Genomic DNA, 26392 nt, shown 5'->3' with positions numbered 1-26392 from the left:
GGATGCAAAAGTGAAAAAGGCAGCTGCCGTTAAACTACTTATCGCTTCTGGCATGATTCTGTCGTTTTCCGGCGTGGCAGATGCAGCTGGAAACACTGATTCAGTTAAGAGCAAGATCGCCATGTGCCAGGGCTGCCATGGTATTGAAGGATATCGCACCGCATATCCGTTTGTTTATCATGTACCGAAACTGGGCGGACAACACCTGCCTTACCTGGTTAAGGCGCTGAAAGATTACAGATCTGGAGAGCGTAACCACCCGACAATGGTTGGTATTGCAGGAACTCTTTCCGATGAGGATATTGATGCCTTGGCTGCTTATTACGCTGGCAATTGATCATTCTTCTTAATCCAAGGGATATAAATAACATGAAAAGCTATTTGGTGGCCGCTGTTAGCGGAGTAATATTTCTTCTGTCGGGGCAGCTGATCGCAGCAGATATTGATGCTGGCAAAAAGAAGGCTGAGGAAGTTTGTGCATCCTGTCATGGTGTGGATGGTAACAGTCCGGTGCCGATGTTCCCGAAAATTGGTGGCCAACCTAGAACCTATATCGTAAAAGCATTGAAAGATTATAAATCAGGCGCACGTAAAGACCCGGTGATGGCCGGAATGGCGGCTGCCCTGAGTGCAGATGATATCGAAAATCTGGCATTTTATTATTCCAGTCAATCAGGCCTGCAAGTTAAGAGATAGTACACCTCCGTATACCCCGTATACGGAGGCTGTGAGCGGAATGCATCCGATACCCCGAGGTGCATTTCGTTTTTTATTTGTTTCCGATCTGCTTATCCATGCATTCCAGATAAATACTGGCATCAGGGGATGATTGATTGCGCTGTGACTGCCAGAGCATTTCTGCAAGACAATCCATCGTGTGATGCATCGCCTCATGCTCGTCCCCTTGTAGCTTGATTTTCAATTGTTCGAAGCGCTGAAGGATACCGGTTGGCTGATTGATGGTAAGTTGCTCCCGGATGGCGATGTGCATACTCATATGTAGAAAGGGATTTATTTTGCCCTGCTCAGGTGGATAATCCTTGTCAAGATACCGTTCGGTATCCTGTAGTATGGAATGATATTCCGGGTGCTGTAGGATAACTTCCACTGCTATGGTTTCCATGCCGGATAGTGGTTCTCTTTGCTGGTATTTGTGCCACGTATCAAAGAATAGCTGCCGTGCCTGGTTTCTTGTTGGATTGAACATTACCGTAAATCCTGCAAAAATTCTGATAAGTGATGGTGGATTTGTCTTGATACCTGGTTATTCAACATAATAAAGCTGGCGAAGCTTTAATGACTGAGGTAATCGCCCCGGGGAAGGGCTGTTATTGTTCGGGATAAAATAACATGAAATATTGATAGCTCGTGAATTTTCTGACTTTATTGATCGAGCTACAATACAGCGTCCCTGCTTCCTGATAACGCAGTTATTCGTGGCAGATTTTTCTTTACGAATTTCTTGTGAGGTTGTATTTTGGCTAGACGCTATTGAGATTTACTTGGAGCTGAGATAATAGATAGCAGGTAAATGACTGACGAGAAGCTGTAGTCGGTTTTGTTGCAGCGCAAAGTAATACGCTTGAATACACCAAACCTTGCTCCAGTCTTGCAAGCGCTTGAAGAGATTGTGTTCCATTTGCCAAATGCGGCTGGTAAGTCGCGCCAGAGGCTGCCACAGTGCGTTATCCAGAAACAAGCTTCTACAAATTGACGATTGCTCGTGCCGCTGCGTCCTGGATCGTCTGCCTTGCCCAAATAATAGGATTCCATCCTTTGCCTACCTACTGTGTCTCTATTCATGCGTGAATTGAATCTCAGTAATCCATTGGAAATATATAGAAGAAGATACACAGAATTTAGCCCGATGGACAAATTCAGGATGAGACACAATCCGTATACATCAGGCACAGACTCTGACCTCGACGGTTATCTGGCGAGGATTGGAATCCAGTAGTTTTTGCATCTGCAAGTGCAGAAGGTATTAATCCTGAATTGGGGTATTTGAGGCCGATATTTATGTCGACGGGATCGATTGCTTTGATGTGTGCTTTAGATGTAACTCGTGATAACCTATTGGAAACATTGGTGTAAAATAAATTTCTGTTTTTATGGACTGTAATCCTTGCTATAATACAAATGTGTTTTGAAGGTGGGCTGGTTGGCCCATTTTTTATTTGTGGTGAGGCTATGTCATTGTTTGAGCTGCTCGAACCAACGATTGCTGGTATGGGGTATGAGCTTGTTGATATTGAACAATCTGCTCCAGGCAGATTGTTGCGGGTGTTTGTGGATAAAAAGGATGGGGCGATAACGCTTGCTGATTGCGTTGCTGTCAGCAATCATTTAGGTCAGCTGCTGGCTGTAGAAAATATTGATTACAACCGGCTTGAGGTTTCATCACCGGGCTTGGATAGGCCTTTGAAGAAAAGAGCTGATTTTGTCCGTTTTGTGGGGGAATCTATCCGGATTAGGTTGCGAATTGCTTTACAAGGGCAAAGAAATTTTGTGGGGACACTGACCGAAGTGGGGGATGATGCCCTGATGTTGAATGTTGACGGAAAGTTGTTGCAGTTTGAATTGAAAAATCTGGAAAAGGCCCGGCTGATTCCAAAATTGTAATTCGGGTAAATCTGTCGATGGATGTAAGGTTGAAAAATAGGGCTGGAGGAATATGAGCCGCGAGATTTTACTGTTGGTCAATGCTTTGGCGCATGAGAAGAATGTGGATAAAAACATTGTTTTTACCGCACTCGAAATGGCTCTGGCTTCTGCTGCCAAGAAGCATGCCCGGGATGATATTGATGTACGTGTCTCTATCGACCGAGATACGGGTGAATTTCAATGCTTTCGCAGATGGTTGATTGTTGCCGATGATGTAGTGGAGCATCCTGAACGGCAAATTGCACTGGTTGAGGCTGTAAAGCAGAATCCGCAATCCGTTCCGGGTGAATATACGGAAGAGCTAATGGAGGATGTTACATTTGACCGGATCGGGGCACAGGCCGCGAAGCAGGTTATCTTTCAGAAAATACGAGATGCCGAACGCGAACAGAATTTGAATGATTTTCTTGAGCGCGGGGAGTATCTAGTAAGTGGTGTGATCAAGCGTATGGATCGCGGGAATGCGATCATTGAATTCGGCAAGATCGAAGCAGTTTTGCCGCGTGATCAAATGATCTCGCATGAGAATCTGAGAATGGGGGATCGCGTTCGCGCTTATCTGCTCAAAATTGATCGTGCTGTCAGAGGACCACAACTGGTGTTATCCAGAACTTCAGCAGATTTTCTGGTCAAATTGTTCGAACTTGAGGTGCCGGAGATAGAGGAGGGTATTCTGGAAATCAGGGCGGCAGCTAGAGATCCGGGTTCCAGGGCAAAAATCGCGGTTAAATCAAATGATGCGCGTGTTGACCCAATTGGTACTTGTGTTGGTATGCGTGGTTCTAGGGTACAGGCGGTTACCGGTGAGCTGGCGGGTGAGCGGGTGGATATTATTCAATGGTCAGATGATCAGGCTACATTTGTCGTGAATGCGCTGGCGCCTGCTGTGATTAGCAGTATAGTAATGGATGAAGATAAGCATAGTATGGATGTTGTAGTGGATGAGGAAAATCTGGCTCAGGCTATCGGGCGAGGCGGGCAGAATGTTCGGCTGGCATCAGAGTTGACGGGCTGGCAGCTCAATATCATGACAGTGGAAGAATCTCACGAAAAGAGTGAGGAGGAAGCTGCTTCCATCTGTGAATTATTTATGGAAAAGCTTGATGTGGATGAAGAGGTCGGGCGTATCCTGGTAGATGAGGGTTTTTCTACACTGGAAGAAATTGCGTATATTCCAATTGAAGAAATGCTGGAAATCCAGGAATTTGATCATGAGACAATTGAAGAGTTACGTAATCGTGCCCGCAATGTTTTGTTGACGGCTGCGATTGTAACAGAAGAAAAAATCGGACATGCGTCTGAAGCATTACTTGCGTTGGAAGGAATGGATATTGATCTTGTGCGTGAGTTGGCTGCTAAAGGGATCAGCACTCAGGAAGAGCTTGCTGATCTGGCGGCGGATGATCTGGTCGAGTTGACGGGTGTGGATCTTGATCGGGCAAGCAAAATTATTATTAAGGCACGCGAACCCTGGTTTACTTGAATTTCGATATAAAGCGGACAAATCCCGTATCTGTTTCCGGAGCGGGATATGAGTTGGTTAAGGAAATATTGATTTTGTTTTTTATGATTTTTGTTGGATTTGGGGTAAAGGGTTGCTGATGACTCAAATGACTGTAGAGCAATTTGCACATGATCTGGGTATGCTGCCCAATTTGTTGCTGGAACAACTTCAAGCTGCCGGAGTTGCTAAACGTTCCGCAGCAGATTTTGTGACAGAGCAGGATAAGACGCAGCTTCTTGATTATCTGCGCAAATCACATGGTAGTAGTGGATCAAGAACCAAGATCACTCTGGCGCGTAGGCAAACAACAGAGATAAAGCAATCAGATAGTGCGGGAAGACCTAGAACTATCGAGGTCAAGGTCAGAAAAAAACGGGTGTTGACTACCAAACAGGATGAATCTGATGCGGCTGGCAAAAGAGCAGCTGAAGATGTCTCTCTGAGAACAGCTGAAGCACCGGAAGCGCCGGAAGCTGTTCCGGTAAAATCTGTACTTGATGCTGAACAAATCGCTTTGCGTGCTGAAGAAGCCAGAAAAAGATCGGAATTAATGGCGCGCCAGGCTGCGGAACTGAAAGAGAAACAGGAAAAACGAAGACAGCAAGTAACAGCTCAGACTGAGGTGAAAAAAGAATCCACCCAGGTTCAAGAGCCTGGGTCGGAAACGGCGGCTGTGTCAGGATCTGTAGCTGCAACTCAACCAGAATCTACTGAAACAGCTGCTGTAACTCCCTCTGCTACGATTACAGTAACTACTCAAACGACTCCGGCGGCCAAGGAACGTGCTCCGCAGAAGCCAGCTGTAAAACCGGAAGAAAAGGGCGAGAAGAAAAAGAAACAGGCCAGACAGCAGGAAGCATGGAAGGATGAGCCAGTTAAGCGTCGTGAATCAAAAGCACGTGGAGATGTATCTGGTGGGCAGGAATGGCGCATGCGCAAAGATAAACACGGCAGGAGCAGGTCGGATGAGTCGCAATCCCAGCATGCATTTTCAGCGCCAACTGAGCCGGTTGTGCATGAGGTATTGATCCCTGAAACGATTTCGGTTGCTGTACTGGCACAAAAAATGGCGGTCAAGGCAGCCGAAGTTATCAAGGTATTGATGAAAATGGGCAACATGGTGACAATCAATCAAATGCTGGATCAGGATACAGCTATGATTGTTGTTGAAGAGATGGGGCATGTAGCCAAGATCGCTGCACCGGATAACCCGGAAGCCTTCTTGGAAGAAGTTGATTTATCTCCTGACGAAGCCAGGATGGAGTCGCGTGCCCCGGTAGTGACGGTGATGGGACACGTTGATCATGGCAAAACCTCATTGCTGGACTATATTCGCAGAACGCGTGTTGCGGGTGGAGAGGCCGGCGGTATTACGCAACATATCGGGGCCTATCACGTCAAAACCTCGCGTGGCGTAGTTACCTTTCTGGATACCCCAGGGCATGAGGCGTTTACGGCCATGCGTGCCCGTGGTGCCAAAATTACCGATATAGTCATATTGGTAGTGGCAGCTGATGATGGTGTGATGCCGCAGACGATTGAGGCAGTTCATCACGCCAAGGCAGCAAGTATACCCATTGTTGTGGCTGTTAATAAAATGGACAAGCCAGAAGCCAATCTTGAACGTATTAAACAAGAGCTCGTCAATCATGGCGTTGTGCCTGAAGATTGGGGAGGGGATGCCATGTTTATTGGTGTTTCAGCAAAAACTGGTCAGGGAATTGATGAGTTGCTGGAAGCTGTTTTATTGCAGGCAGAGGTGCTGGAGCTGAAGGCTGTGCGGGATGCGCCGGCGAAAGGAGTGATTATTGAATCACGTTTGGACAAGGGCCGTGGCCCGGTTGCAACAGTTCTGGTACAGTCCGGAACTTTGAGACGAGGTGACGTTGTCCTTACTGGAGCTGTATTCGGTAAGATCAGAGCAATGCTGGATGAGCGAGGCAAATCCGTCAGTGAAGCGGGCACCTCGATTCCTGTTGAGATTCAGGGATTGTCTGAAGTTGCTGCGGCGGGTGAAGTGTTTATAGCACTTAGTGATGAACGCAAAGCCAGGGAAATTGCTCTTTTCCGCCAAGGTAAATTCCGCGATGTCCGACTGGACAAACTTCATGTGGCAAAAATGGAAGATGTATTCGGCCATCAGGAGGACATCAGTACACTTAATCTGATTATTAAGGCCGATGTGCAGGGATCATGCGAGGCACTGGCTTACGCATTGAAGAAGCTGGAAACCGATGAGGTGAAGATCAATATCGTGCATAGCGGGGTCGGAGCAATTATTGAATCTGATATTAATCTGGCTCTTGCGTCCAAAGCAGTTGTCATCGGGTTCAACTGTCGTGCTGACCTGGGGGCACGCAAGCTGATTGCTTCAACCGGGGTGGATGTGCGCTATTACAACATCATCTATGAAGCAGTTGATGAAGTTAAAAAGGCCTTGTCGGGAATGATGACGCCAGATCGCAAGGAAAAAATCCTGGGTTTGGTCGATATTCGCGAGATTTACCGGATATCCAAAGTTGGTGTCGTGGCTGGTTGTTATGTGCTTGAAGGATTAATTCGACGCGATGCGCCGGTAAGAGTACTGCGTGACGGTGTTGTTATACATAGTGGCAGTCTGGATTCTCTGAAGCGATTCAAGGATGATGTCAAGGAAGTTAAATCTGGTTTCGAATGCGGACTTTCATTGAAGAACTTTAATGACATTCAACAGGGTGATCAGATTGAAGTGTATGAGATCGTTGAAACCGCCCGTGTATTGTGATGCTGTACATCAGGCGCGATGAATAACTCGCCTGATTGAAGAGGAGGTAATCATGCCGAAGGATTTTTCCCGTACCTTACGAGTGGCTGACCAGGTTCAGCGTGAATTGGCTTCGTTGATCCAGAATGAAATAATGGATCCGCGAATCGGGATGATAACGTTAACCGGGGTGGAGGTGACGCGGGATTATACTTATGCCAAGGTTTTCTATACTACGCTGGGAGGTAATGAAAATGCTCAGCTTGCGGAGGAAGGATTGAAGCGGGCCGCAGGATTTCTGCGCAGTCAGCTGGCTGGTAAAATCAGGTTGAGAATTATTCCGAAGTTACAATTTGTTTATGATGAATCTATCGAGCGCGGAATAAAACTCTCCAGATTGATCGATGAGGCTGTAGGTAAAACCTGATCCTGATTGGTGATATCTACAGAATTGGCGTTTTATGCGATATGGCGATATAACCTAGAATTACATTTAGCTAGCTAAAATTTTTTGGTCAAACTCTTATCATCAGCAAGATCTGTTCAGCTTAAATCAGTTAACTGTAATGGGGTTTTGTTACTCAACAAGCCTGTTGGCATCTCATCTAACCGGGCTCTTCAAATCAGTAAGCGTTTGTTGTCAGCAACAAAGGCCGGTCATACTGGCACGTTGGATCCGATGGCACAAGGCTTGCTGCCAATTTGTCTTGGTGAAGCCACCAAGTTTTCTTCAGCTTTGCTGAGCGCGGATAAAACCTACAAAGCCTCTCTTCAGCTTGGTTATATCAGTAGTACAGGGGATGCTGAGGGTGAAATCAGGCGGGTAGCTAAATCTGATGCGTGTCCACCTGATTCTCGGCAAGTAACTGCAATCCTGCAAACCTTTCTTGGCCGATCAAATCAGATTCCGCCCATGTTCAGCGCGCTGAAGCTGTATGGCAAACCACTTTATCGATATGCACGAGAGGGAATTACAATTGAGCGCAAGGTGCGTGAAATTGTAATTCACAGTATATCTCTCAATGCTTTGTCGGGTTTTGAGATGATGATTGCGGTCCGTTGTAGTTCAGGCACCTATATTCGTACACTGGCAGAAGATATTGGAAAGGCGCTTGGCTATGGCGGCGCTTATCTCACCGCGCTTTCCCGTACTGGTGTCGGCCATTTCGATTTATCGCAAGCTTGCAATCTGGATCAGCTCGAATCCGAGCAGCCTTCTGACCGCTTGAAATTTTTGTATCCAATTGATAGCCTTTTAAGCGACATTCCTTCTATGGTGTTTGATGACGATGAAGTGGTGCGTTTGCAGCAAGGGCAGAAAATCAGGAAGGACAGATCGCGCCCCCTGTTCCTGGCCAGTCCCAAATTGAAGCTATACGATAGGGAGAATATTTTTCTTGGTCTCGGAGAGTGGGTTGATTCCGAGGTCATCGCACCCAGAAGAATGGTTGTGTTGGCCGCTGTTACAGCAGCAGGCGGGTTAGCTGATTCAATAGGCTAGAAAAAAGAGCAGAATGATTTTTATATATCCAAGCACTGGCAGCACCACTAAGAAATCAGCAATACGCTATAATCTCCAACTTTTATGATTGCGGCTCAATTATTATTTAGATGTTGACGGCCAGGAACCTGGAGTGTATACGAGGGGAGCATAAACTCTTCAGTAACATTTTCTTCTCAGTAAATCCCGGTGAGCTGATGTTTGTTGGCGGACCTAACGGTAGCGGTAAAACCAGCTTGCTAAGATTGTTGTGTGGATTATCGTCACCTGATAGTGGTGAGATTCTCTGGAATGGAATGGATATTCGGGATCTGGACGGAGATTATCGTGGCATGATGACCTATCTAGGGCATCTGGGTGGTATCAAGGATGATCTGACTGCTCTCGAGAATTTACGGATATCCTGTGCATTGGCTGATTGTGAGATTGATGAAAATCAAGCAGCAGATGCGTTAGGGCAGATTGGGCTGGCGGGGCGTGAGATGCTGCCGGCCAAAGTATTATCACAAGGACAACGCAGACGGGTGGCTTTGGCGCGTCTGCTGGTGGTGCAGACTAGGTTGTGGATATTGGATGAGCCTTTGACCGCGCTGGATACTGCAGCGGTGAAGCTGATTAAAGAGATACTGGAACATAATCTATCGAAAGGAGGCATGGTCATTATGACCACTCATCAGGAAATTGTCATGACTGCTGCAGCTGTTCATCATTTGACTTTATCCTGATTCGATATGATCTGGTGGATAGTTAAACGGGATTTATTGCTGGCAATGCGCCGACGCTCTGATGTGTTGACAACGCTATTTTTTTTCATAATAGTTGTCAGCTTGTTTCCATTGGGTGTGGGGCCTGAACCCAGCATACTGCGGACAATGGCCTCGGGTGTGGTCTGGGTGGCAGCTTTGCTGGCTTCGATGTTATCACTTGGACGTATGTTCTCCAGTGATTATGCAGATGGCACCTTGGAGCAAATGCTGCTTTCCCCTGTTTCCCTGGCGGCGCTGGTCACCGGGAAAGCAATATCACACTGGTTGGTAACAGGGGTTCCTCTGGTATTGATGGCCCCGGTATTGGGGATTCAGTATGACTTAGCCGGAGATGCCTTGCTTGTGCTGACGCTTTCATTGCTGCTGGGAACTCCTGTACTAAGTTTGATCGGTGCAATCGGTGCTGCGTTAACGCTGGGATTAAGAGGAGGGGGGGTATTAGTGTCGATACTGGTTTTGCCGCTCTACATTCCGGTATTAATTTTTGGTACAGGCGCGGTTGAAGCGAGTAGCGCCGGGATGGAGTTTGGGGCCCATTTTTCGATACTGGGTGCACTTTTGCTGGTTTCTATCGTTTTTTCACCTTGGGCAACAGCTGCCTCTCTCCGGATATCCATGAGCTGATAGAAAGGATGTGCCCAGAAATAATAGTGATGTTGCGTTTGTTGGTATGGTAGTAGAGCGTAATTTTATCTACTGGATCAATTCAGAGAGAATATTCAGAACATGACAATCAATTGGTTTAAATATGCCTCTCCCGCAAGTTTTTACTTTCTGGCGGGCCGGATGCTTCCCTATTTTACGGCTTTAGCGATTACTTTACTGATCGTGGGTTTGTATATTGGTTTTTTTGTAGCTCCGACAGATTTTCAACAGGGTGAGGCCTACCGAATTATTTTTATCCATGTCCCGGCTGCCTGGATGTCAATGTTTCTGTATGTGGTTATGGCATTCTGGGCCGGAGTGGGGCTGGCATTTAACACTCGACTTTCATCTATGGTGGCCAGTGCCATAGCGCCGACAGGTGCTATGTTTGCTTTCCTTGCTCTGTGGACAGGAGCATGGTGGGGGAAACCAATGTGGGGAACATGGTGGGTCTGGGATGCTCGCCTAACATCAGAGTTAATACTGTTCTTTTTGTATATCGGCTTTATGTCGCTGCAGGCAGCTATTGATGATCCAAAGCGTGCGGATAAGGCTGGAGCGGTCATTGCTCTGGTGGGCGTTGTCAATGTCCCGATTATTTATTTCTCGGTGCAGTGGTGGAATACCCTCCATCAGGGTGCTTCCGTTAGCCTGGTTCAATCTCCCAAGATGGCAACTGCCATGTTATCCGGCATGCTGATCATGACCTTGGCAGCATGGATGTATTCAATTGTAATAATTCTGATCCGTACTCGTCTCATTATTCTGGAGCGTGAGCGCCACACGGCATGGGTATCGGAGTTGAAGGAAGGAGTATTAGAATGAAATGGGAGAGCTTGTCTGATTTTTTTGCTATGGGCGGCTATGGCCTTTATGTATGGGGGTCTTATCTTGTTGCAATGATATGCGTAATTGGTGAAGTTGTATTGATTCGTGGTCGCAAACGAACTTTATACAAGCACCTTGGTCAGAGTAGAAGATCAATTTTGCGAGGATAGAAATGAAGCCACGTCATAAAAAAATGGCTGTTATTGCATTGAGTGTTAGTGCATTGGCAGTCTCTGTTGTACTGGTACTGAATGCATTTCAGAGTAATTTGGTTTTTTTCTTTAGTCCCAGTCAGGTAGCTGCAAAAGAAGCGCCTGTTGGAAAAAGCTTCAGAGTGGGTGGACTAGTAGAAGAAGGTTCACTCAAGCGACATGGAGACGGTACAACCATGAAGTTTGCCATAACGGATACTGCAGAGGTGATTCGGGTGGTTTATACAGGGATTCTTCCTGATCTGTTTAAAGAAGGGAAGGGTGTCGTAGCACAGGGGAAAATGGCAGATGATGGTGTTTTTTATGCTGATGAAGTGCTCGCCAAACACGATGAAAATTACATGCCACCTGAAGCTGCCGCTGCATTGGAACAAGCTGCCAAAGCACAGAAAACCTCTTTTACACAGTGAGTTTTATCCCGTAATTTAAAACAAGGAATAATTTTAAACCATGATTCCGGAACTTGGTAACTTCGCCCTCATACTTGCAATGTTGCTGGCCTTGATTCAGGGAACTTTGCCCCTTATTGGTGCGACACGTGGAATACCTTCGTGGGTAGCCTTGGCGCGTCCAGTCACGCAGGGTCAGTTTGTATTTACTACCATTGCTTTTGGCTGTCTCGCCTATTCATTCTTGAACAATGATTTTTCTGTATTGAATGTGGCGTCTCATTCAAATTCAGATTTACCTTTACATTTTCGTTTTGCTGCCACGTGGGGATCTCACGAAGGTTCTCTATTGCTGTGGGTAACCATACTTGCCGGCTGGTCGGTTGCTGTGAGTGTTTTCAGTCGCCAATTACCGGATGACATGGTGGCTCGTGTTTTGGCTGTTTTAGGATTGGTTAGTGCTGGTTTTCTGTTGTTTCTTCTGTTTACTTCTAATCCATTTGATCGATTATTACCTGCCGCAATCGAAGGGAATGATCTGAACCCATTGTTGCAAGATCCTGGAATGGTTATGCATCCACCCATGTTGTATATGGGGTATGTTGGCTTTTCAGTTGCATTTGCATTTGCAATTGCAGCACTGCTTAGTGGGCAGTTGGATGCGGCTTGGGCAAGATGGTCACGTCCCTGGACGATTGTTGCCTGGATTTTCCTGACTATTGGCATCATGTTTGGTAGCTGGTGGGCATATTATGAACTTGGCTGGGGTGGCTGGTGGTTCTGGGATCCAGTTGAGAATGCATCATTTATGCCTTGGTTGGTGGGTACAGCATTGATTCATTCACTGGCGGTAACTGAGAAACGTGGAAGTTTTAAGAGCTGGACGATATTATTGGCAATCACTGCCTTTTCATTAAGTTTGTTAGGAACCTTCCTGGTACGTTCCGGGGTTCTGACTTCTGTGCATGCTTTTGCGACTGATCCGGCACGTGGGATATTTATCCTGATCTATCTATCGCTGGTAGTAGGATGTTCATTAACACTGTTTGCATGGCGCGCTTCCAAAGTGGGTTTGGGGGGTAACTTTGAGATTGTCTCACGTGAAACTACCTTACTTGCTAATAATGTATTGCTGCTAGTTGCGGCGGGCAGCGTGGTATTAGGCACGCTTTATCCTCTTCTTATTGATGCGCTTAATTTAGGGAAAATTTCTGTTGGCCCTCCCTATTTTGAGGCAGTTTTTGTGCCTTTAATGGCACCAGCCATTTTTCTGATGGGGCTGGGGCCAGTTGCTCGTTGGAAGAAAGCTAGCCTGCCCGCCCTGACGGTGCTGTTGAGATGGGCATTTGTGGTGAGCGTGGTGGCTGCAGGAATTATGCCGTTCATTATGGGTGAATGGAAACCTATGGTCAGTTTTGGGTTACTACTGGCTTTCTGGGTTGTGACCAGTATATTTGTCGGTATTAGGCACCGACTCCAGAATAGTGGGGAAGGTGGGTTGATCACTAAGTTGGTGAAACAACCAAGGAGCTATTATGGTATGCATTGCGCACACTTCGGTATCGCAGTATTTATCATTGGTGTTACGCTGGTTAACGGCTATGAAACTGAAAAAGATGTGCGTATGGAAGTAGGTAGTACCGTAACACTTAAAGATTACACATTTCAATTTAATGGAACGAAATCGGTTCCTGGCCCTAACTACAATGCATCTCAAGGACAGATTGAGGTGTTCAGAGAGGGCAAGAAAATAAGTGAGCTTTTCCCTGAGAAAAGAACTTACACCGCTTCAGGTATGCCGATGACCGAGGCTGATGTTGATATGGGGTTTCTGCGTGATCTGTATGTGGCACTGGGTGAACCATTGGAGAATGATGCCTGGATAGTACGGGTTTATCACAAACCTTTTGTTAACTGGATCTGGTTTGGTTGCATATTGATGGCTCTGGGAGGAGCTCTATCTGTCAGTGATCGGCGTTACCGCCTTGCTATTAATAAAAAATATCGCCGCAAAGCAGCTGAAACACCTGGTGCTGCAGATATACCTGCCAAAGATATTATGGTGACCAATTCTGTTACTCTTTCGGAGGAAGGTGGTAAAGCATGATGCGTTTCCTGCTGCCTCTCGCGATATTTGTAATATTAGTAATCTTTCTAGGAATTGGTTTGACCTTGAATCCGCGTCAAGTGCCATCTCCATTAATAGATAAACCCGCACCCATTTTTCATCTGCAACAACTCTATGATTCCAGTAAGACGCTTTCGTCTGAGGATAATCTTGGAAAAGTATGGATGTTGAATGTTTGGGCTTCCTGGTGTGTGGCTTGTCGTGATGAGCACCCTGTGCTGGTAGAACTCTCAAAGCTGGGTATTGTTCCAATTTATGGTCTGAATTACAAAGATCAGCGTGATACTGCCATGCAGTGGCTTAGACAATATGGTAACCCTTATGAAACCAGTATCGTTGATGCGGATGGGAAAGTCGGTATTGATTATGGCGTTTATGGCGTGCCAGAAACTTATGTAATCGATAAGCAAGGCATTATCAGGTATAAGCATATTGGCCCGGTAACGGTTGAATCACTGAAAGATAAAATTCTTCCTTTAATCAAGGAACTGAAGAGTTGAGTTGGTAATGATGAAACAACTGATCTGTATGAGAGTGGACTCGTTAAAGCGTTGCTTAATGGTGATTATTCTGTCTCTTATAGCTTTCCAGGGCTATGCAAATGAAGCCCCACCTGTCGCCGATGATCCTGAACTTGAGAGTCGGTTGAATAATTTGGCAGAGAATCTACGCTGTTTGGTGTGTCAGAATGAAACACTAGCTGCATCACATGCTGATTTTGCTAAGGATATGAGGCGTGAAATCAGAGAACAGATGCGAATGAATAAAAGTGATGAGGAAATTGTAGATTTTTTAGTAGCTCGCTACGGAGATTTCATTCTTTTCAACCCTCCCTTTAAATCAATAACATGGTTGTTGTGGCTCGGTCCGTTCACTTTGTTTTTGGGGGGTGGTTCTGCGCTCATTTTTTATTTGAGGCGTCGTCGTATTCGAATAAAGGAAAACGAGGTACCACTGACAGAAAATCAGCGTTTACAGGCTGAATCTCTTATTAAAGAAATGGACAAGGATCAAAGTATATGACGACGGTATTTTGGGTTATAGTCGGTATATTTATCATGGCAGCATTGCTGTTTATTATACCTGTATTGCTGAGAAATAAAAAAAACGAGCTTCAAGATCAAGTTGAACGTCAGGCTGCAAATATTACTATTTACCGTGATCAGCTTGCGGAGCTGGATCGTGATCTACTTGACGATGTTCTTTCCAAGGAACAGCATGAACTCAGCAAGCAGGAATTACAAAAGCGAATGTTGCAGGATTTATCTGAAGATGATGAAACTGTTCGCGTAACTCCTGTCAATCGTCATGGCACTATTGTGAGTGTTATTGTTGCTCTGGCAGTTCCACTTGCTGCCATCTACCTTTATCTGGTAATTGGAGATACTCGCGGGCTGCTTCCGCAATCTCAACTGGCTAATGCTACGCAGTTTCAGGGGGGTGATGCGGAAGGAATGCCGCCGGATCATGCTGAGATCAAGGCAATGGTTGACAGTCTTGCTGCCCGTCTTAAGGATAATCCGGACGATATAGAAGGCTGGGTGATGCTTGGACGTTCTTACATAATTATGGAACGTTTTGATGAAGCTGGCGCAGTCTATGCCAAACTGGTTCAAATGGCTCCGGATAACCCCCAATTCTTGAGTGATTATGCCGATATGCTGGCCATAACGAATAATGGCAACTTACAGGGTAAACCTGCCGAGTTGATCAGCAAGGCGCTTGATATCGATCCGGATTATCCTAAGGCACTGGCTTTAGCCGGTACACTTGAATTTGAGCGGGAAAAGTTTGATCAGGCAGTTACTTACTGGGAGCGCCTGTTGAATGTTATACCCGCCGAGGCAAAAGATTCGAAATTTTATAAATCTGTGAGTGACAGTATCGCCCAGGCTAAATTTCTGGCCATGAAAGGTAGAAATGAATCTATTCCTGTACAGCTGGCGCAGAATTCAAATGTGGAGAGTGATGTGCCTGTGACATTGTCTTCTGGTGAGAAGCAGGAAGCTGCTACGGGCATACCAAGCGTTTCTGGCTCGGTTACTCTGGATGCCTCATTGGCATCAAAAGTTTCGCCTGATGATACACTTTTCGTTTTTGCAAGGGCCAGCCAAGGGCCAAAGATGCCATTGGCTATTTTGAGGCTGCATGCTAAGGATCTTCCAGTTTCGTTTAAACTTGATGACAACATGGCTATGACCCCCGCGATGAAGCTCTCAAGCTTTCCAGAGGTGGTGGTGGGGGCGAGAATCAGCAAAACCGGACAGGCTATTCCCTCCAGTGGAGATCTTGAGGGTCACAGCATTCCTGTGAAAATTGGTGAAGAAAATATTTCTATTACAATTGATCATATTGTCCCGTAAATTTAATTTGTTGATGAGGGGTATATATTTGTATGTCGGTTGATTTGATCCCTGATTTTGAGTTGGCTTCCACGGGTAACAAACAGTTTCGTCTGTCAGGTATAAAGAGCAAATACCTGGTTATTTTCTTTTATCCGAAAGACGATACACCTGGCTGTACTAATGAGGGTCAGCAATTCAGGGATCTATATCCAGAGTTTGTGCAGGAAGGTTGTGAAATCGTTGGTATTTCTCGTGACAGCCTGAAGTCACACGAGAAGTTTAGAGAAAAATATAATTTTCCCTATAATTTGCTGAGTGATGCCGATGAGGTAGTGTGTGAGCTGTTTGGTGTCATCAAGATGAAGAATATGTATGGTAAGCAGGTACGCGGGATAGAGCGCAGCACATTTATACTTGACCGGGAAGGCAAGCTATATAAAGCGTGGCGAGGTGTTAAGGTTCCAGGGCATGCTGAGGAAGTTTTAGCATTTATCAAGAAAATATAATGTGATAAGCACTTGAGAGGCTTGGAAACTATAGAATCTAGTTTCGTAATCTCAGGGTAGCAAGTGTCTGATTGAATCCAGTTCCTGAGTTAGCTCGTTGTAGGCAGCATCTAATCTGGTACGTGAGAATGGGTTGATTTCAAGTCCCTGTACAATTTCCCTCATACCATTTTTGCAGATGACCGGGAAGCCATAAATTACCCCCTCCGGTATTTCATAACTACCATCGGATAAGATTCCCATCGTAGTCCAGTCACCGTCTTCCGTTCCAAAAAACCAGTTACGCAGATGATCAATAATAGCATTAGCTGCACTGGCTGCACTGGATAAGCCACGTGCCTCGATTACCACAGCACCCCGTTTTTGTACCGTAGGGATAAAGTAGTTTTCGATCCAAATCGGATCTTTGATGAGATTAATAACTTTGGTATCACCGATCTCAGCATGATACAAATCAGGAAATTGAGTGGATGAATGGTTTCCCCACACAATCATCTTTTTGATATTGCTGACCGGCTGGTTTAACTTCATAGCAACTTGTGATAATGCCCGGTTATGATCGAGCCGGAGCATTCCTGAAAAATTTTCTGCTGGTAAATCTGGAGCATTTTTCATGGTGATAAGGGTATTGGTGTTCGCTGGATTTCCCACCACCAGTATTTTTGCATCACGTTTGGCCACTTGATTCAGGATCTTGCCCTGATTTCTGAATATTTCGCCATTGGTCTGCAGTAAATCCTTACGTTCCATCCCTTTGCGGCGGGGGCGGGCCCCAACTAGTATTGCTATATCTGTCTGATCAAATGCCATCATCGGGTCGTGAGTGGCAATAATGCCAGCCAGTAGCGGAAATGCGCAATCCTGAAGTTCCATAACCACGCCATCCAGTATTTTCCTGGATTCCGGGATGTCGAGGAGTTGAAGAATAACGGGTTGATTGCTGCCCAGCATGTCTCCCGCAGCAATTCGGAATAACAGGCTGTAGCTGATTTGTCCTGCTGCGCCGGTGACGGTAATACGAACGGGTGAAAGCACCAAATTCTGCTCCTTGGTATTTGATATATTTCCTGACAGGAAAAGAGAATTGGTAAAAACGATTGGTAGGAATTATACCGATAAACTCAATTGACAAGAAAGGTAAGTATCGTCCAGACTGCAGCTTTCCAGATTTTTATATTAAGGATTAGAATAACAAACTGATTGGACCCATAAATCGTAATGTGTTTACTTATTTATTATACAAATTGACTGGGGACTCGAATACTGATGCATAAATTTGATGTGATAATCATTGGTGCGGGAAGTGCTGGTTTATCTGCCTTGCGTGAGGTAAGAAAACGAACTGATAATTTTGTACTGATCAACGATGGTCCGTGGGGTACTACCTGTGCACGGGTCGGGTGTATGCCTTCTAAGTTATTGATTGAAGCAGCCAATGCTTTTCATCGACGGTTCAATTTTGGTGAGTTCGGGATTATGGGCGCAGATCAACTGGAACTGGATGGCAAAAAGGTTCTGCAACGTCTACGCAGGCTACGTGATGATTTTGTTACCAGCACCCTTAAAATAACCAATGATTTGGGTGAACGTGCAATATCGGGGCGTGCCCGTATTCTGTCGCCAGATCAAGTAATGGTCAATGGAGAGAAACTCAGCGCTCATAAAATCATTATTGCAACGGGTTCCCGGCCTGTTGTGCCCAAGAACTGGCTGAATCTTGGCAAACGTTTGCTGACGACGGATACTTTGTTTGAGCTGGATACGTTGCCAAAAAGTATTGCTGTCATCGGCATGGGTCCAGTTGGTCTGGAAATGATCCAGGCATTATCCAGGCTTGGTGTACATGTAACAGGCTTTGGATTTCGCAGCTCAGTAGGGGGGATAAGTGATCCATTCATTAATCAGACAGCAGTGAAGCTGTTGTCAGAAGAATTTCCACTCTATCTTGGTAGCAAAGCGAGTGTCGCCATAAATCCGGATAATAATGTGCTTACTGTCCGTGCAGAGAATATCGAAATTGAGGTAGACAGTGTACTAGCCGCATTGGGGAGGCAACCAAATATCGATGATATTGGTCTCGATACATTGGATGTGCCGCTTGATGAAAAAGGGCTACCATCAGTAAATCCAATTACCCTGCAGATTGCAGATTTACCAGTATTTCTGGCAGGAGATGCAAATCAGCGTCTTCCTCTGCTGCATGAGGCTGCAGATGATGGGCATATTGCCGGTTTAAATACAACAAGTGAAGAATTAATTTACTTTAAGCGCCGAGTACCACTAGCTATCGTATTTGCTGATCCTAATATTGCCGTAGTTGGTCAATCCTTTCATTCACTCGAACACGAAAATATTCAAATAGGTGAAGTCTCTTTCTCTAACCAGGGAAGGGCACGTTCGGCCCAGTCTAATCGTGGTGCCTTACGTGTGTATGCTGCGGCAAATGATGGCCGATTGCTAGGTGCAGAAATGTGTGCACCAGCTGGGGAGCATTTCGCACATTTGCTTGCTTTGGCAATCGATCAATCTCTAAGTGTGTGGGATTTATTGCGAATACCGTTTTATCATCCGGTGCTGGAAGAAGGTTTGCGTACAGCATTACGTAATCTGGCATCCAAGCTTCCAGCGTGCAGTAAGTCAGATCTAGCGGCTTGCGACTCTTTTAATTCCGAGGCGCTTGACTGAGCGTAACCTGGAACTTCTATCTCATCAGATAAATCAGGATGATCACAACTGGCTGTGTTGTATATTACGAAAGCAAGTCATTAAGCAGATGATTTTTAATGGTGGCGAATCAGGGATTTGAACCCCGGACCAACGGATTATGATTCCGCTGCTCTAACCACTGAGCTAATTCGCCAGCTATCTAAACGACATAGCGCGTATTCTGCCTTTTGTGGGGGAGGTAGTCAAGACCGATTACTTTTCCTTTGCTTCAGAATTGAAACAGGCACAGGTCGCCGACTCCGGTATTATTGGTTCTCAATTGAAAATTATCCAGATTAGTATATTCAATACTTTTTTGAATTTATATTCTTTATGTGGTTTTTGCAGAGCTTGTTCGTAAATTCCGATAATAAGAAGGTGGTTTTGAGGATGAGGGGAGAACAGCAATCCTGAAACGTTTGTTTCTCTCGTTATGTTCTTGACAGTATTCCGTATCAATCCGTAGCCAAAGTAACATGCAGATCACAAGCAACATGCGCCGTATAACCTCTCGCGAGCATCCCGTATTTAAAAAGCTGTTCAAGCTGCAACGTTCGTCACGGCAGCGCCGTGACGATGGACTTGCTTTGCTTGATGGCATCCATTTGTTGCAGTCTTATCTTGCTTCAGGAAGAATTCCGGAATTGCTGATCGTTAGCGAATCAGGAGGCCAACATGCTGAAATTAATCAGCTGCTAGGTAGTATTGGTAAAGATTTTGGAAGAGCTGATTGTCTAATGTTGAGTGATGCGCTATTCAACCAGATATCGTTAGTCAAAACACCGGTTGGTATTATGACACTCGTTCGTATTCCCCGGCATACCCGGTCTGTTGACTCCTATGAAGATTCTTTTTGCATCGCGCTGGAAGCTATTCAGGATCCAGGTAATCTGGGTTCGATTCTGCGTTCTGCGGTTGCTGTGGGTGTTAAAGATGCGTTCCTGTCTAGTGATTGTGCTGATAGCTGGTCGCCCAAAACATTAAGAGCCGGTATGGGGGCGCATTTTTCTTTGAGAATTCATGAAGATTCCGATCTGATCCAGATTGCTTGTCAATTTAATGGAAATGTTATAGCGACGGCACTGGCTGGCGCTGACAATATTTATCATACAGACCTGCGAGGGCCGGTCATGTTTGCTTTCGGTAATGAGGGGTGCGGTGTATCAGAAGAGCTGCTAGAAGTTGTGCGTGAACGTGTGGCAATACCCATGCCAGGGTGTGCCGAATCACTCAACGTTGCTGCGGCTGCTGCAATCTGTTTATTCGAGAAAATCCGGCAGGAGAATTCTGGTGAGAGTTACTCGCAAGAGTGATAAATGCTATTCCGCTTATTGCCTGTGATACGTCAGTAATACTTCTTATTTTCTCGCGGAATTGGAAATTCAGGGTGACAAAGTAAAAACTCAGAATTGTCGTTTCTGTGTTCCTATCAGGTGTAATGAATCTTGCTTGCTCTGGTTACTCAGGTGCCATTTGCGAACCATGATCATGGTGGTAGATACAAATAACCCGAACAGAGCGATTACAGTATAAATATGCACATCGAACCAGATTAGCAGTGCATACAATGACAACATGGTAAGAATGCCAAGATTTTCATTGAAATTCTGTACTGCGATAGAGTGTCCAGCGCCCATCAGAATATGTCCGCGATGTTGCAGCAAAGCGTTCATAGGTACTACGAAAAATCCGGCTAATCCACCAATTATGACCAGCAAAACAACAGCTAGCCAGATATTCTGAGCCGTAATGATGAGAATTACCACGATTCCCATGGCAATCCCCAGAGGAATGACATCCAACGATCGGCGTAATGAAACCAGCTTCGCTGCCAGAACAGAGCCCAATGCAATACCAATAGCGACGACACCCTGCAGTAGCGCTGCTTTGTTTAACGCATAACCAAGCGCCACTTCAGCCCACTTTAATACAATAAACTGCAGCGTTGCTCCCGCTCCCCAAAACAAGGTGGTAACCGCCAGCGAGATCTGGCCAAGCTTGTCAAACCACAATAGCTTTACACAGCGCACAAAGTCGTGAAACAGGAAAACCGGATTTTTTTTGAGTATCCGGTGATCAATTCCGGTATCAGGTATAAACAAATTGGTAATGGCAGCAATAATGTAAAACAGCATGATGACTATGATACTGGCATCTACAGCAGTATTGATCAGAGAGAGATTTGCAGTAAGTAGAATGGAAGCAACAGAAGGGGTAATAAGCAGGCCGCCAATAACTGTACCAAGAATGATCGATGCAACCGTCAGTCCTTCCATCCAGCCATTGGCAATCACCAGCTTCTCTGGGGGCAGCAATTCTGTAAGGATGCCATATTTTGCTGGGGAATAAGCTGCTGCTCCTAATCCAACAACCGCGTATGCACCCAGCGCAGAAAACTGATGCGCAGCAAAAAACAGCAATGCGCAACCGATAATTTTGATTGAGTTGCTGATAAACATGACCCAGCCTTTAGCCATGGAATCTGCAAACGCGCCGACAAGCGGGGCGAGCAATACATAAAATAATACGAATACGAATTTGAGCATGGGGGTGAGGTACTCGGGAGCATGCAGATCAATTAGCAGAGCAATGGCCACAACCAGCAGAGCATTGTCTGCCAGAGATGAAAAAAATTGTGCCGCCATGATGGTATAAAATCCGCGTCCCAAATTGTTCTCCTTACCTGCTTGTTCAATAACCTGAAAGCCTGATGCTGGCTTTTCTGCTACGGGCTGTTTTAACACTGGAGCTTTATATCATGAAAATTGTACTGAGCGTATTCTGGCTTTCAAAGTTTTCAGATTCTATTCAGAAAGATGTGCTACCAGTGCAACATTAAGCCACTATATAAATTGATGGCGAGAGTAGTTTTTCCACTAAACTTTGCAAGCATCAGGGTCTGTATTTTTGAGCGATATGCATCTGATATTACGAGGCGTTGCAATTGGAAGATCGGTTTTAGTGTGCTTGGAGCGCAGCAGAGACGGGAGCATGATATTGTGGATATAAGAGCCTTTGTGCGTAGCCGATAATAACTCGATCATCGATGGAATCAGGGAATGTGATGAAGTGAATCTTGCTGAAATTGTCGAGACCCTGGCTAAAAGATTTACCGGAGAGTATGGTTCGAACTCCACACATTTCTCGATGCAAGCCATATTGTTTGAAATAGAGAAATTTTGAATCATCATATCTTGTTGTTTTTTCTATTGAAGGACCAGAACAAAATTTTGCAATTTGCATATTTGCAAAAGGAGGAAAATAATGCGTATTAAGCTTTTTCTGACTGCTGTGCTGAGTTTAGGTGTTTCTTGCTTTGCTGAATCAGGGGAGAGTCAGCCTCAATCGTTGTCAGTTACTAATCAGGCCGAGCCTATTTCGACCGAAAATAGGCAACCAGCCCAGATTAAGGTAAAAAAGAAAAAAACTAAATCACAGCCTCTACAAGAGATCGGCTTAGATAAAAAATCTTTAATGATCGACTATTGCAGGAAACATACCTGCTAATTTAATAACTATTATGATAGGAATTACTCGTGAGAACTAAAATACTGGCAAATCTAGTTTCTATAATCTTTATAAGTTACACAGCAGTTGCAGTTTCTGCTCCACCTCATTGGTCTTATGAAGAGGAGCCTAACTGGGGAGCGATTGAAGACGCTACTCAATCGATACCATTGCGTTATCCCTATGCAGAGTGTGGTATTGGTAAACATCAGTCGCCGGTAGATCTGGCAGATGAAAAGATTGTGAAATCCAGGCCGCTAAATAAACTTGCGGCACAGTATGGTACAGATACGCCATCTTTCTTCAATACAGGGCATGCCATACAAGTTAATACTTCCCAGAATTTTACGGGTGGATTAAAAGTCGGGAAGGAATTGCTGCCGCTGGTTCAACTACATTTCCATGAGCCTAGCGAACATGTTGTTGAGGGCAAAAAATTTCCTGCGGAATTACATTTTGTACATATCAATAAGGATGGAAGAATTGCGGTACTGGCCGTGACCATAAATATCGGGAAAGAGAATGCGATGTTCCAGACTATTCTGGATAATATGCCGTATGAAAGCGGCAAAGAAAATTCGACTTCCGGGGTTAAGTTCAAACTAGCGAAGTTATTACCATCAGGTATGAATGCGGCCAATCTGGAATATTTAACGCTAGCTGGTTCATTGACGACTCCGCCTTGTAGTGAAGGCGTGCAATGGTATATTTTGACAAAATCAATCACGATTTCAGCAGCTCAATTAGAGCAAATGAAAACTTTCTACAGCAACAATGCCAGATCAGCACAGGATCTGAATGAAAGGTCAATTCTTTCAAGCCACTAATCTGGTGAGCTGTAAATAATTCTTCCCCGGTATGGCTCTGGCATCCGGGGAAGCTCCTTATTTGTTCGAATTTTTCTCGGTCCCATTACATATTTTGGTTCTTACCTGTTTGGCAGGTTGTCAAATCGCAGATTAAGCGCTAATTTTTTCGTGTGCGCCGCAGCAGGTGGTGTGTAGCTCGGCCAGGAAAATTGACCGCCCCTGCCCCGATAGCTACGCGCAATTCTGCAGGATGATGTCTTTCAGAACGTTCAGCTTGCCATGGAAAAAATGTTCGGCACCGGGGATGATGGTCACAGGCAATGTTTGCGGTGTGGCCCAATCCAATATACTTTGCAGCGGCACGACGGTATCCTGATCCCCTTGGATGACCAGAATACGCTCAGCGCAATCAGTTACGGGTGGTGCTTGCAGACGCTCAACAGCAGGCGCGATCAGTATCAGCTTGTGAGGCCGCAGTTGCTGTGCAACATATGCCTGAACAGCGCCACCGAATGAAAATCCGGCCAGTATTAGTGGCAATGGGGTTGATCCGGTGTCATACCGCTCCCGGATAGATTGCGTGACAGCAAGCACATCCTCGATTTCTCCTTTCCCTTCCGCATAGTTGCCTTCACTTTCGCCCACTCCGCGAAAATTGAATTTCACCGTGATGTACTGCTGCTCGATGAATGCCCTGGCAAGAATATAGACGATCTTGTTATCCATGCTGCCATGGTAAAGCGGATGCGGGTGAGCTACGACTGCAATGCCATGTGGCGCATCATTCGGCAGTGTGACAACTGTCTCCAGCTTCCCGGCAGGGCCGGTAACAAAGAATCTTTGCTCATTTGGCATAAATACGGAATCCTGTGGTGTAGATTAGTTGGCATGACAAATAATTATAGGATGCTTTATCTAAAAACTACTGATAATTTATCCCTGCTGCGAATAATCGGCACATCCAATCTACCTTGAACAAAACTGTACTGGTACTGAAAAAACCGACTGATACCTGCCGCAGTGCGGTTGTTACTAAACATAGAAAAGGTATTTGCTTTGAAGAACTGATTTTATGTTACCAGAAGAACTGCACGGGACTTTGAGGAGACTTCAACTTTAAATACTGGCAAAAATTGTCATCTGCTTATTTGACTCCTCTGCTAAATCAATATGGACTAAATATATTGCTCCAGCCCCCGTAGTCCGGTGGTAAATCCCTCCATGGGGTTCCTGTTCGTATCATCCAGAAAAAACACATTAATTACGCCACCCCATGCTCCTTCACGTCCTGTCTGGAATTGCTGAGTCACTACAGTTATCTCTCCCAACAACTAATAGCAAATCAAAGTAGTTTCTAGCATCTCCGAAACAATTTTCATATTGCAAAGTGTTTTTGCGCCATTAACCGAAATATGTTTCGCCAGTCCTTATATTTTTACTTCTCAATCATATTTGTTATGACTGGTAATTTATTGGACATCTAATTTATTTTCAGCATGTTAAGTGCGTAGTGAGTCAAAAATAAGAGTTGTATTTTTATTTTGGCGTGCTATTTGCTTTTATCTGTTGTGAGGACAACCTGAGTTGAGCTGGTTGGCCTGACGGTGATGAGCCCCAAAAAGTGCTAACACCAAACTTGGTGAGAAACTTGGTTATTGATCAAGGTGTGATGAGGAATCTGAGAATTGGAGGAATTAACCATGTATGAAAGTGAAAATATATTCGAATTCAATCCGGAAATGAGTGGTTTTGAAGCTGAGCAATATGAAGGTGAGGGCGAACAATATGAAGGTGAAGGCGAACAGTTTGAGCAATTCGAATATGGTGAGGCGGAGTGGGGGGAGGTATTTAACGAAGGTGAGGTGATGGAACTTGCCGCCGAACTTCTGGAAGTTACTAATGAAGCAGAGCTTGACCGTTTTCTGGGTTCATTGATCAAGAAAGCCGGTAGCGCCTTAGGCAAGGTAGTGAAATCTCCAATTGGCCGAGCAGTGGGCGGCATACTAAAAGGGGTTGCCAAAAAGGCACTGCCGATTGCCGGTGGCGCGCTGGGTGCTTATTTCGGCGGACCTTTAGGTGCCAAAATCGGCAGCGGCCTGGCTTCTGCAGCAGGAAGCGCGCTTGGACTCGAACTTGAAGCACTCAGCCAGGAAGATCGCGAATTTGAGGGAGGTAAACAATTTGTACGATTTGCTGCCAATACCGTTAAAAATTCTCTGTCGGCCCCTCCTTCTAATGATCCACGCAGTACCGCACAAATAGCTGCAAATAAAGCTGCACAAATATATGCACCCAATCTGACAGCAGCAAGAGCAAGGATGGCCATGCCTGCCACCATGCCGGGAAAAGGGCAGGGAGGCAGATGGTTCCGGCGTGGCCGCAACATCGTCATCGTTAATTGTTAAGCAATTTTTTAACCCTGTGGTAAGGAGAATAAACATGCACGATATCGATCGTACTACCCTGGAAACCAACACTGATCTGGAAAATTACGAACATGACCAGTATGAATATGGTGAATTTGGTGAAGCAGAGTGGGGTGGTGAAACGGGTGTTTTTAGCGAGACTGAAACCATGGAACTTGCGGCCGAGCTTCTGGAAATCAGTGATGAGGCGGAGCTGGATCAGTTTTTAGGGAATCTCATCAAAAAAGCTGGCCAGGTGGCCGGAAAATTCATTAGATCGCCAGTAGGGCAGCAACTTGGCGGTTTATTGAAAAGTGCAGCCAAGAAAGCGCTGCCCATGGTAGGCAGTGCCATTGGCGGTTATTTTGGTGGCACCAGCGGTGCCAGGGTTGGCGGTCAGGTGGCTTCTAACGCCGGGAGGATTTTTGGTCTTGAACTGGAAGGATTGAGTCATGAAGACCAGGAATATGAAGTTGCCAAAAGGTTTGTGCAACTCGCCGGAGCTGCGGCAAAAAATACTGCGTTAGCACCACGGGCAGCAAATCCTGTAACTACCGCGCAATCCGCGATAGCAGCCGCCGCACGGCAACTTGCCCCGGGCCTGATTCGCGGTACTCCACCAACAGCCGTCGCCGGTGCAGCTGGCAGCCCATGCCCTTCCTGTGGACGGGGTGCTATGAGCGGTCGCTGGATACGGCGTGGAAACAGAATCATTCTGTTCGGAGCATAACCC

General features: G+C 45.6%; 28 protein-coding genes, 1 tRNA gene and 1 pseudogene. 23 read left to right on the top strand and 7 right to left on the bottom strand.

The window, feature by feature from the left end; translation table 11 throughout:
- The first annotated feature begins 10 nt into the window (after positions 1-10).
- Together ACZ5EJ_RS07585 and ACZ5EJ_RS07580 are read left to right on the top strand one after the other, a co-directional pair.
- On the top strand, positions 11-337 hold the full coding sequence (locus ACZ5EJ_RS07585) for a c-type cytochrome (RefSeq protein WP_011634700.1): 327 nt from the start codon (positions 11-13) through the stop codon (positions 335-337).
- Between the two features lie 32 nt (positions 338-369).
- Complete coding sequence (locus tag ACZ5EJ_RS07580) at positions 370-696, top strand: c-type cytochrome (RefSeq protein WP_011634699.1); 327 nt, start codon at positions 370-372, stop codon at positions 694-696.
- Positions 697-769: 73 nt separating this feature from the next.
- Here ACZ5EJ_RS07580 and ACZ5EJ_RS07575 read toward each other — a convergent pair whose 3' ends face one another.
- Positions 770-1207, bottom strand: coding sequence for a DUF1841 family protein (locus ACZ5EJ_RS07575; protein ID WP_011634698.1), 438 nt, complete (start codon positions 1205-1207; stop codon positions 770-772).
- Between the two features lie 281 nt (positions 1208-1488).
- Positions 1489-1773, bottom strand: a complete 285-nt coding sequence (locus tag ACZ5EJ_RS07570; protein WP_074456092.1) for a transposase — start codon at positions 1771-1773, stop codon at positions 1489-1491.
- A gap of 417 nt (positions 1774-2190) precedes the next feature.
- On the opposite strand from ACZ5EJ_RS07570, the gene rimP reads away from it, so the two are divergent.
- The 15 genes from rimP to ACZ5EJ_RS07495 all read left to right on the top strand — a co-directional run bounded on the left by rimP (position 2191) and on the right by ACZ5EJ_RS07495 (position 16232).
- Entirely contained in the window at positions 2191-2622 is a 432-nt protein-coding gene (rimP, locus tag ACZ5EJ_RS07565) for a ribosome maturation factor RimP (RefSeq protein ID WP_041353794.1), read from the top strand.
- A gap of 52 nt (positions 2623-2674) precedes the next feature.
- Positions 2675-4147, top strand: a complete 1473-nt coding sequence (gene nusA / locus ACZ5EJ_RS07560; protein WP_011634696.1) for a transcription termination factor NusA — start codon at positions 2675-2677, stop codon at positions 4145-4147.
- A 118-nt stretch (positions 4148-4265) separates the two neighbouring features.
- Positions 4266-6932: a translation initiation factor IF-2 gene (gene infB, locus ACZ5EJ_RS07555; RefSeq protein WP_011634695.1), complete on the top strand. Its 2667-nt coding sequence runs from the start codon at positions 4266-4268 to the stop codon at positions 6930-6932.
- Positions 6933-6984: 52 nt separating this feature from the next.
- Positions 6985-7338 (top strand): 30S ribosome-binding factor RbfA, encoded by a 354-nt coding sequence (gene rbfA, locus ACZ5EJ_RS07550; RefSeq protein ID WP_011634694.1) that lies wholly within the window; start codon positions 6985-6987, stop codon positions 7336-7338.
- Positions 7339-7422: 84 nt separating this feature from the next.
- On the top strand, positions 7423-8412 hold the full coding sequence (gene truB / locus ACZ5EJ_RS07545) for a tRNA pseudouridine(55) synthase TruB (protein ID WP_011634693.1): 990 nt from the start codon (positions 7423-7425) through the stop codon (positions 8410-8412).
- A 110-nt stretch (positions 8413-8522) separates the two neighbouring features.
- Entirely contained in the window at positions 8523-9137 is a 615-nt protein-coding gene (gene ccmA, locus ACZ5EJ_RS07540) for a cytochrome c biogenesis heme-transporting ATPase CcmA (RefSeq protein WP_011634692.1), read from the top strand.
- 6 nt (positions 9138-9143) lie between these two features.
- Positions 9144-9803, top strand: a complete 660-nt coding sequence (gene ccmB, locus ACZ5EJ_RS07535; protein WP_011634691.1) for a heme exporter protein CcmB — start codon at positions 9144-9146, stop codon at positions 9801-9803.
- Positions 9804-9905: 102 nt separating this feature from the next.
- Positions 9906-10649, top strand: a complete 744-nt coding sequence (gene ccmC, locus ACZ5EJ_RS07530; RefSeq protein ID WP_011634690.1) for a heme ABC transporter permease CcmC — start codon at positions 9906-9908, stop codon at positions 10647-10649.
- Positions 10613-10822, top strand: a complete 210-nt coding sequence (ccmD, locus tag ACZ5EJ_RS07525) for a heme exporter protein CcmD (protein ID WP_340626515.1) — start codon at positions 10613-10615, stop codon at positions 10820-10822. Before ccmC ends, ccmD begins: the two co-directional genes overlap by 37 nt.
- Before the next feature lie 2 nt (positions 10823-10824).
- On the top strand, positions 10825-11274 hold the full coding sequence (gene ccmE / locus ACZ5EJ_RS07520) for a cytochrome c maturation protein CcmE (protein WP_011634688.1): 450 nt from the start codon (positions 10825-10827) through the stop codon (positions 11272-11274).
- Between the two features lie 40 nt (positions 11275-11314).
- Positions 11315-13360 (top strand): heme lyase CcmF/NrfE family subunit, encoded by a 2046-nt coding sequence (locus tag ACZ5EJ_RS07515; RefSeq protein ID WP_011634687.1) that lies wholly within the window; start codon positions 11315-11317, stop codon positions 13358-13360.
- Positions 13357-13881: a DsbE family thiol:disulfide interchange protein gene (locus tag ACZ5EJ_RS07510; RefSeq protein ID WP_011634686.1), complete on the top strand. Its 525-nt coding sequence runs from the start codon at positions 13357-13359 to the stop codon at positions 13879-13881. The genes ACZ5EJ_RS07515 and ACZ5EJ_RS07510 overlap by 4 nt, the downstream gene beginning before the upstream one ends.
- Before the next feature lie 7 nt (positions 13882-13888).
- Entirely contained in the window at positions 13889-14404 is a 516-nt protein-coding gene (locus ACZ5EJ_RS07505; protein ID WP_011634685.1) for a cytochrome c-type biogenesis protein, read from the top strand.
- Positions 14401-15744, top strand: coding sequence for a c-type cytochrome biogenesis protein CcmI (gene ccmI, locus ACZ5EJ_RS07500; RefSeq protein WP_011634684.1), 1344 nt, complete (start codon positions 14401-14403; stop codon positions 15742-15744). The genes ACZ5EJ_RS07505 and ccmI overlap by 4 nt, the downstream gene beginning before the upstream one ends.
- A 32-nt stretch (positions 15745-15776) precedes the next feature.
- The gene (locus ACZ5EJ_RS07495; protein WP_074456090.1) at positions 15777-16232 is read left to right on the top strand and encodes a peroxiredoxin; all 456 of its coding nucleotides are present in this window, start codon (positions 15777-15779) and stop codon (positions 16230-16232) included.
- A gap of 51 nt (positions 16233-16283) precedes the next feature.
- Here ACZ5EJ_RS07495 and ACZ5EJ_RS07490 read toward each other — a convergent pair whose 3' ends face one another.
- Positions 16284-17267, bottom strand: a complete 984-nt coding sequence (locus tag ACZ5EJ_RS07490; RefSeq protein WP_074685152.1) for a malate dehydrogenase — start codon at positions 17265-17267, stop codon at positions 16284-16286.
- 231 nt (positions 17268-17498) lie between these two features.
- Here ACZ5EJ_RS07490 and ACZ5EJ_RS07485 point away from each other — a divergent pair, with 231 nt between their 5' ends.
- Positions 17499-18917: a dihydrolipoyl dehydrogenase gene (locus tag ACZ5EJ_RS07485; protein ID WP_011634681.1), complete on the top strand. Its 1419-nt coding sequence runs from the start codon at positions 17499-17501 to the stop codon at positions 18915-18917.
- A gap of 99 nt (positions 18918-19016) precedes the next feature.
- Here the strand turns inward: ACZ5EJ_RS07485 and ACZ5EJ_RS07480 are convergent.
- Positions 19017-19092: transfer RNA gene (locus ACZ5EJ_RS07480), tRNA-Met, on the bottom strand.
- A 340-nt stretch (positions 19093-19432) separates the two neighbouring features.
- On the opposite strand from ACZ5EJ_RS07480, the gene ACZ5EJ_RS07475 reads away from it, so the two are divergent.
- A complete protein-coding gene (locus ACZ5EJ_RS07475; RefSeq protein WP_074685150.1) occupies positions 19433-20251 on the top strand; it encodes a TrmH family RNA methyltransferase in 819 nt (272 codons plus the stop codon).
- Between the two features lie 90 nt (positions 20252-20341).
- Here ACZ5EJ_RS07475 and lplT read toward each other — a convergent pair whose 3' ends face one another.
- Entirely contained in the window at positions 20342-21583 is a 1242-nt protein-coding gene (lplT, locus tag ACZ5EJ_RS07470; RefSeq protein WP_439895592.1) for a lysophospholipid transporter LplT, read from the bottom strand.
- A gap of 619 nt (positions 21584-22202) precedes the next feature.
- Between lplT and ACZ5EJ_RS07465 the strand changes: the two genes are divergently transcribed.
- Positions 22203-22445, top strand: a complete 243-nt coding sequence (locus ACZ5EJ_RS07465; protein WP_074685114.1) for a hypothetical protein — start codon at positions 22203-22205, stop codon at positions 22443-22445.
- Between the two features lie 29 nt (positions 22446-22474).
- On the top strand, positions 22475-23272 hold the full coding sequence (locus ACZ5EJ_RS07460) for a carbonic anhydrase (RefSeq protein WP_074685112.1): 798 nt from the start codon (positions 22475-22477) through the stop codon (positions 23270-23272).
- 213 nt (positions 23273-23485) lie between these two features.
- On the opposite strand, the gene ACZ5EJ_RS07455 is transcribed toward ACZ5EJ_RS07460, so the two are convergent.
- Both ACZ5EJ_RS07455 and ACZ5EJ_RS07450 read right to left on the bottom strand, forming a co-directional pair.
- Positions 23486-24109: an alpha/beta hydrolase gene (locus ACZ5EJ_RS07455; protein ID WP_074685110.1), complete on the bottom strand. Its 624-nt coding sequence runs from the start codon at positions 24107-24109 to the stop codon at positions 23486-23488.
- A 328-nt stretch (positions 24110-24437) separates the two neighbouring features.
- Positions 24438-24543: pseudogene (locus tag ACZ5EJ_RS07450) on the bottom strand (IS5/IS1182 family transposase); the annotation flags it as partial.
- 411 nt (positions 24544-24954) lie between these two features.
- Here ACZ5EJ_RS07450 and ACZ5EJ_RS07445 point away from each other — a divergent pair.
- Both ACZ5EJ_RS07445 and ACZ5EJ_RS07440 read left to right on the top strand, forming a co-directional pair.
- Positions 24955-25659, top strand: coding sequence for a hypothetical protein (locus ACZ5EJ_RS07445; protein ID WP_204987571.1), 705 nt, complete (start codon positions 24955-24957; stop codon positions 25657-25659).
- 34 nt (positions 25660-25693) lie between these two features.
- Complete coding sequence (locus ACZ5EJ_RS07440) at positions 25694-26389, top strand: hypothetical protein (RefSeq protein ID WP_464556847.1); 696 nt, start codon at positions 25694-25696, stop codon at positions 26387-26389.
- Positions 26390-26392 lie beyond the last annotated feature (3 nt).

The sequence above is a fragment of the Nitrosomonas sp. TNE100 genome, assembly GCF_055387135.1.
The sequence above is the reverse complement of the archived record's forward strand: the minus strand, read 5'-3'. Positions and strand labels throughout refer to the sequence as shown.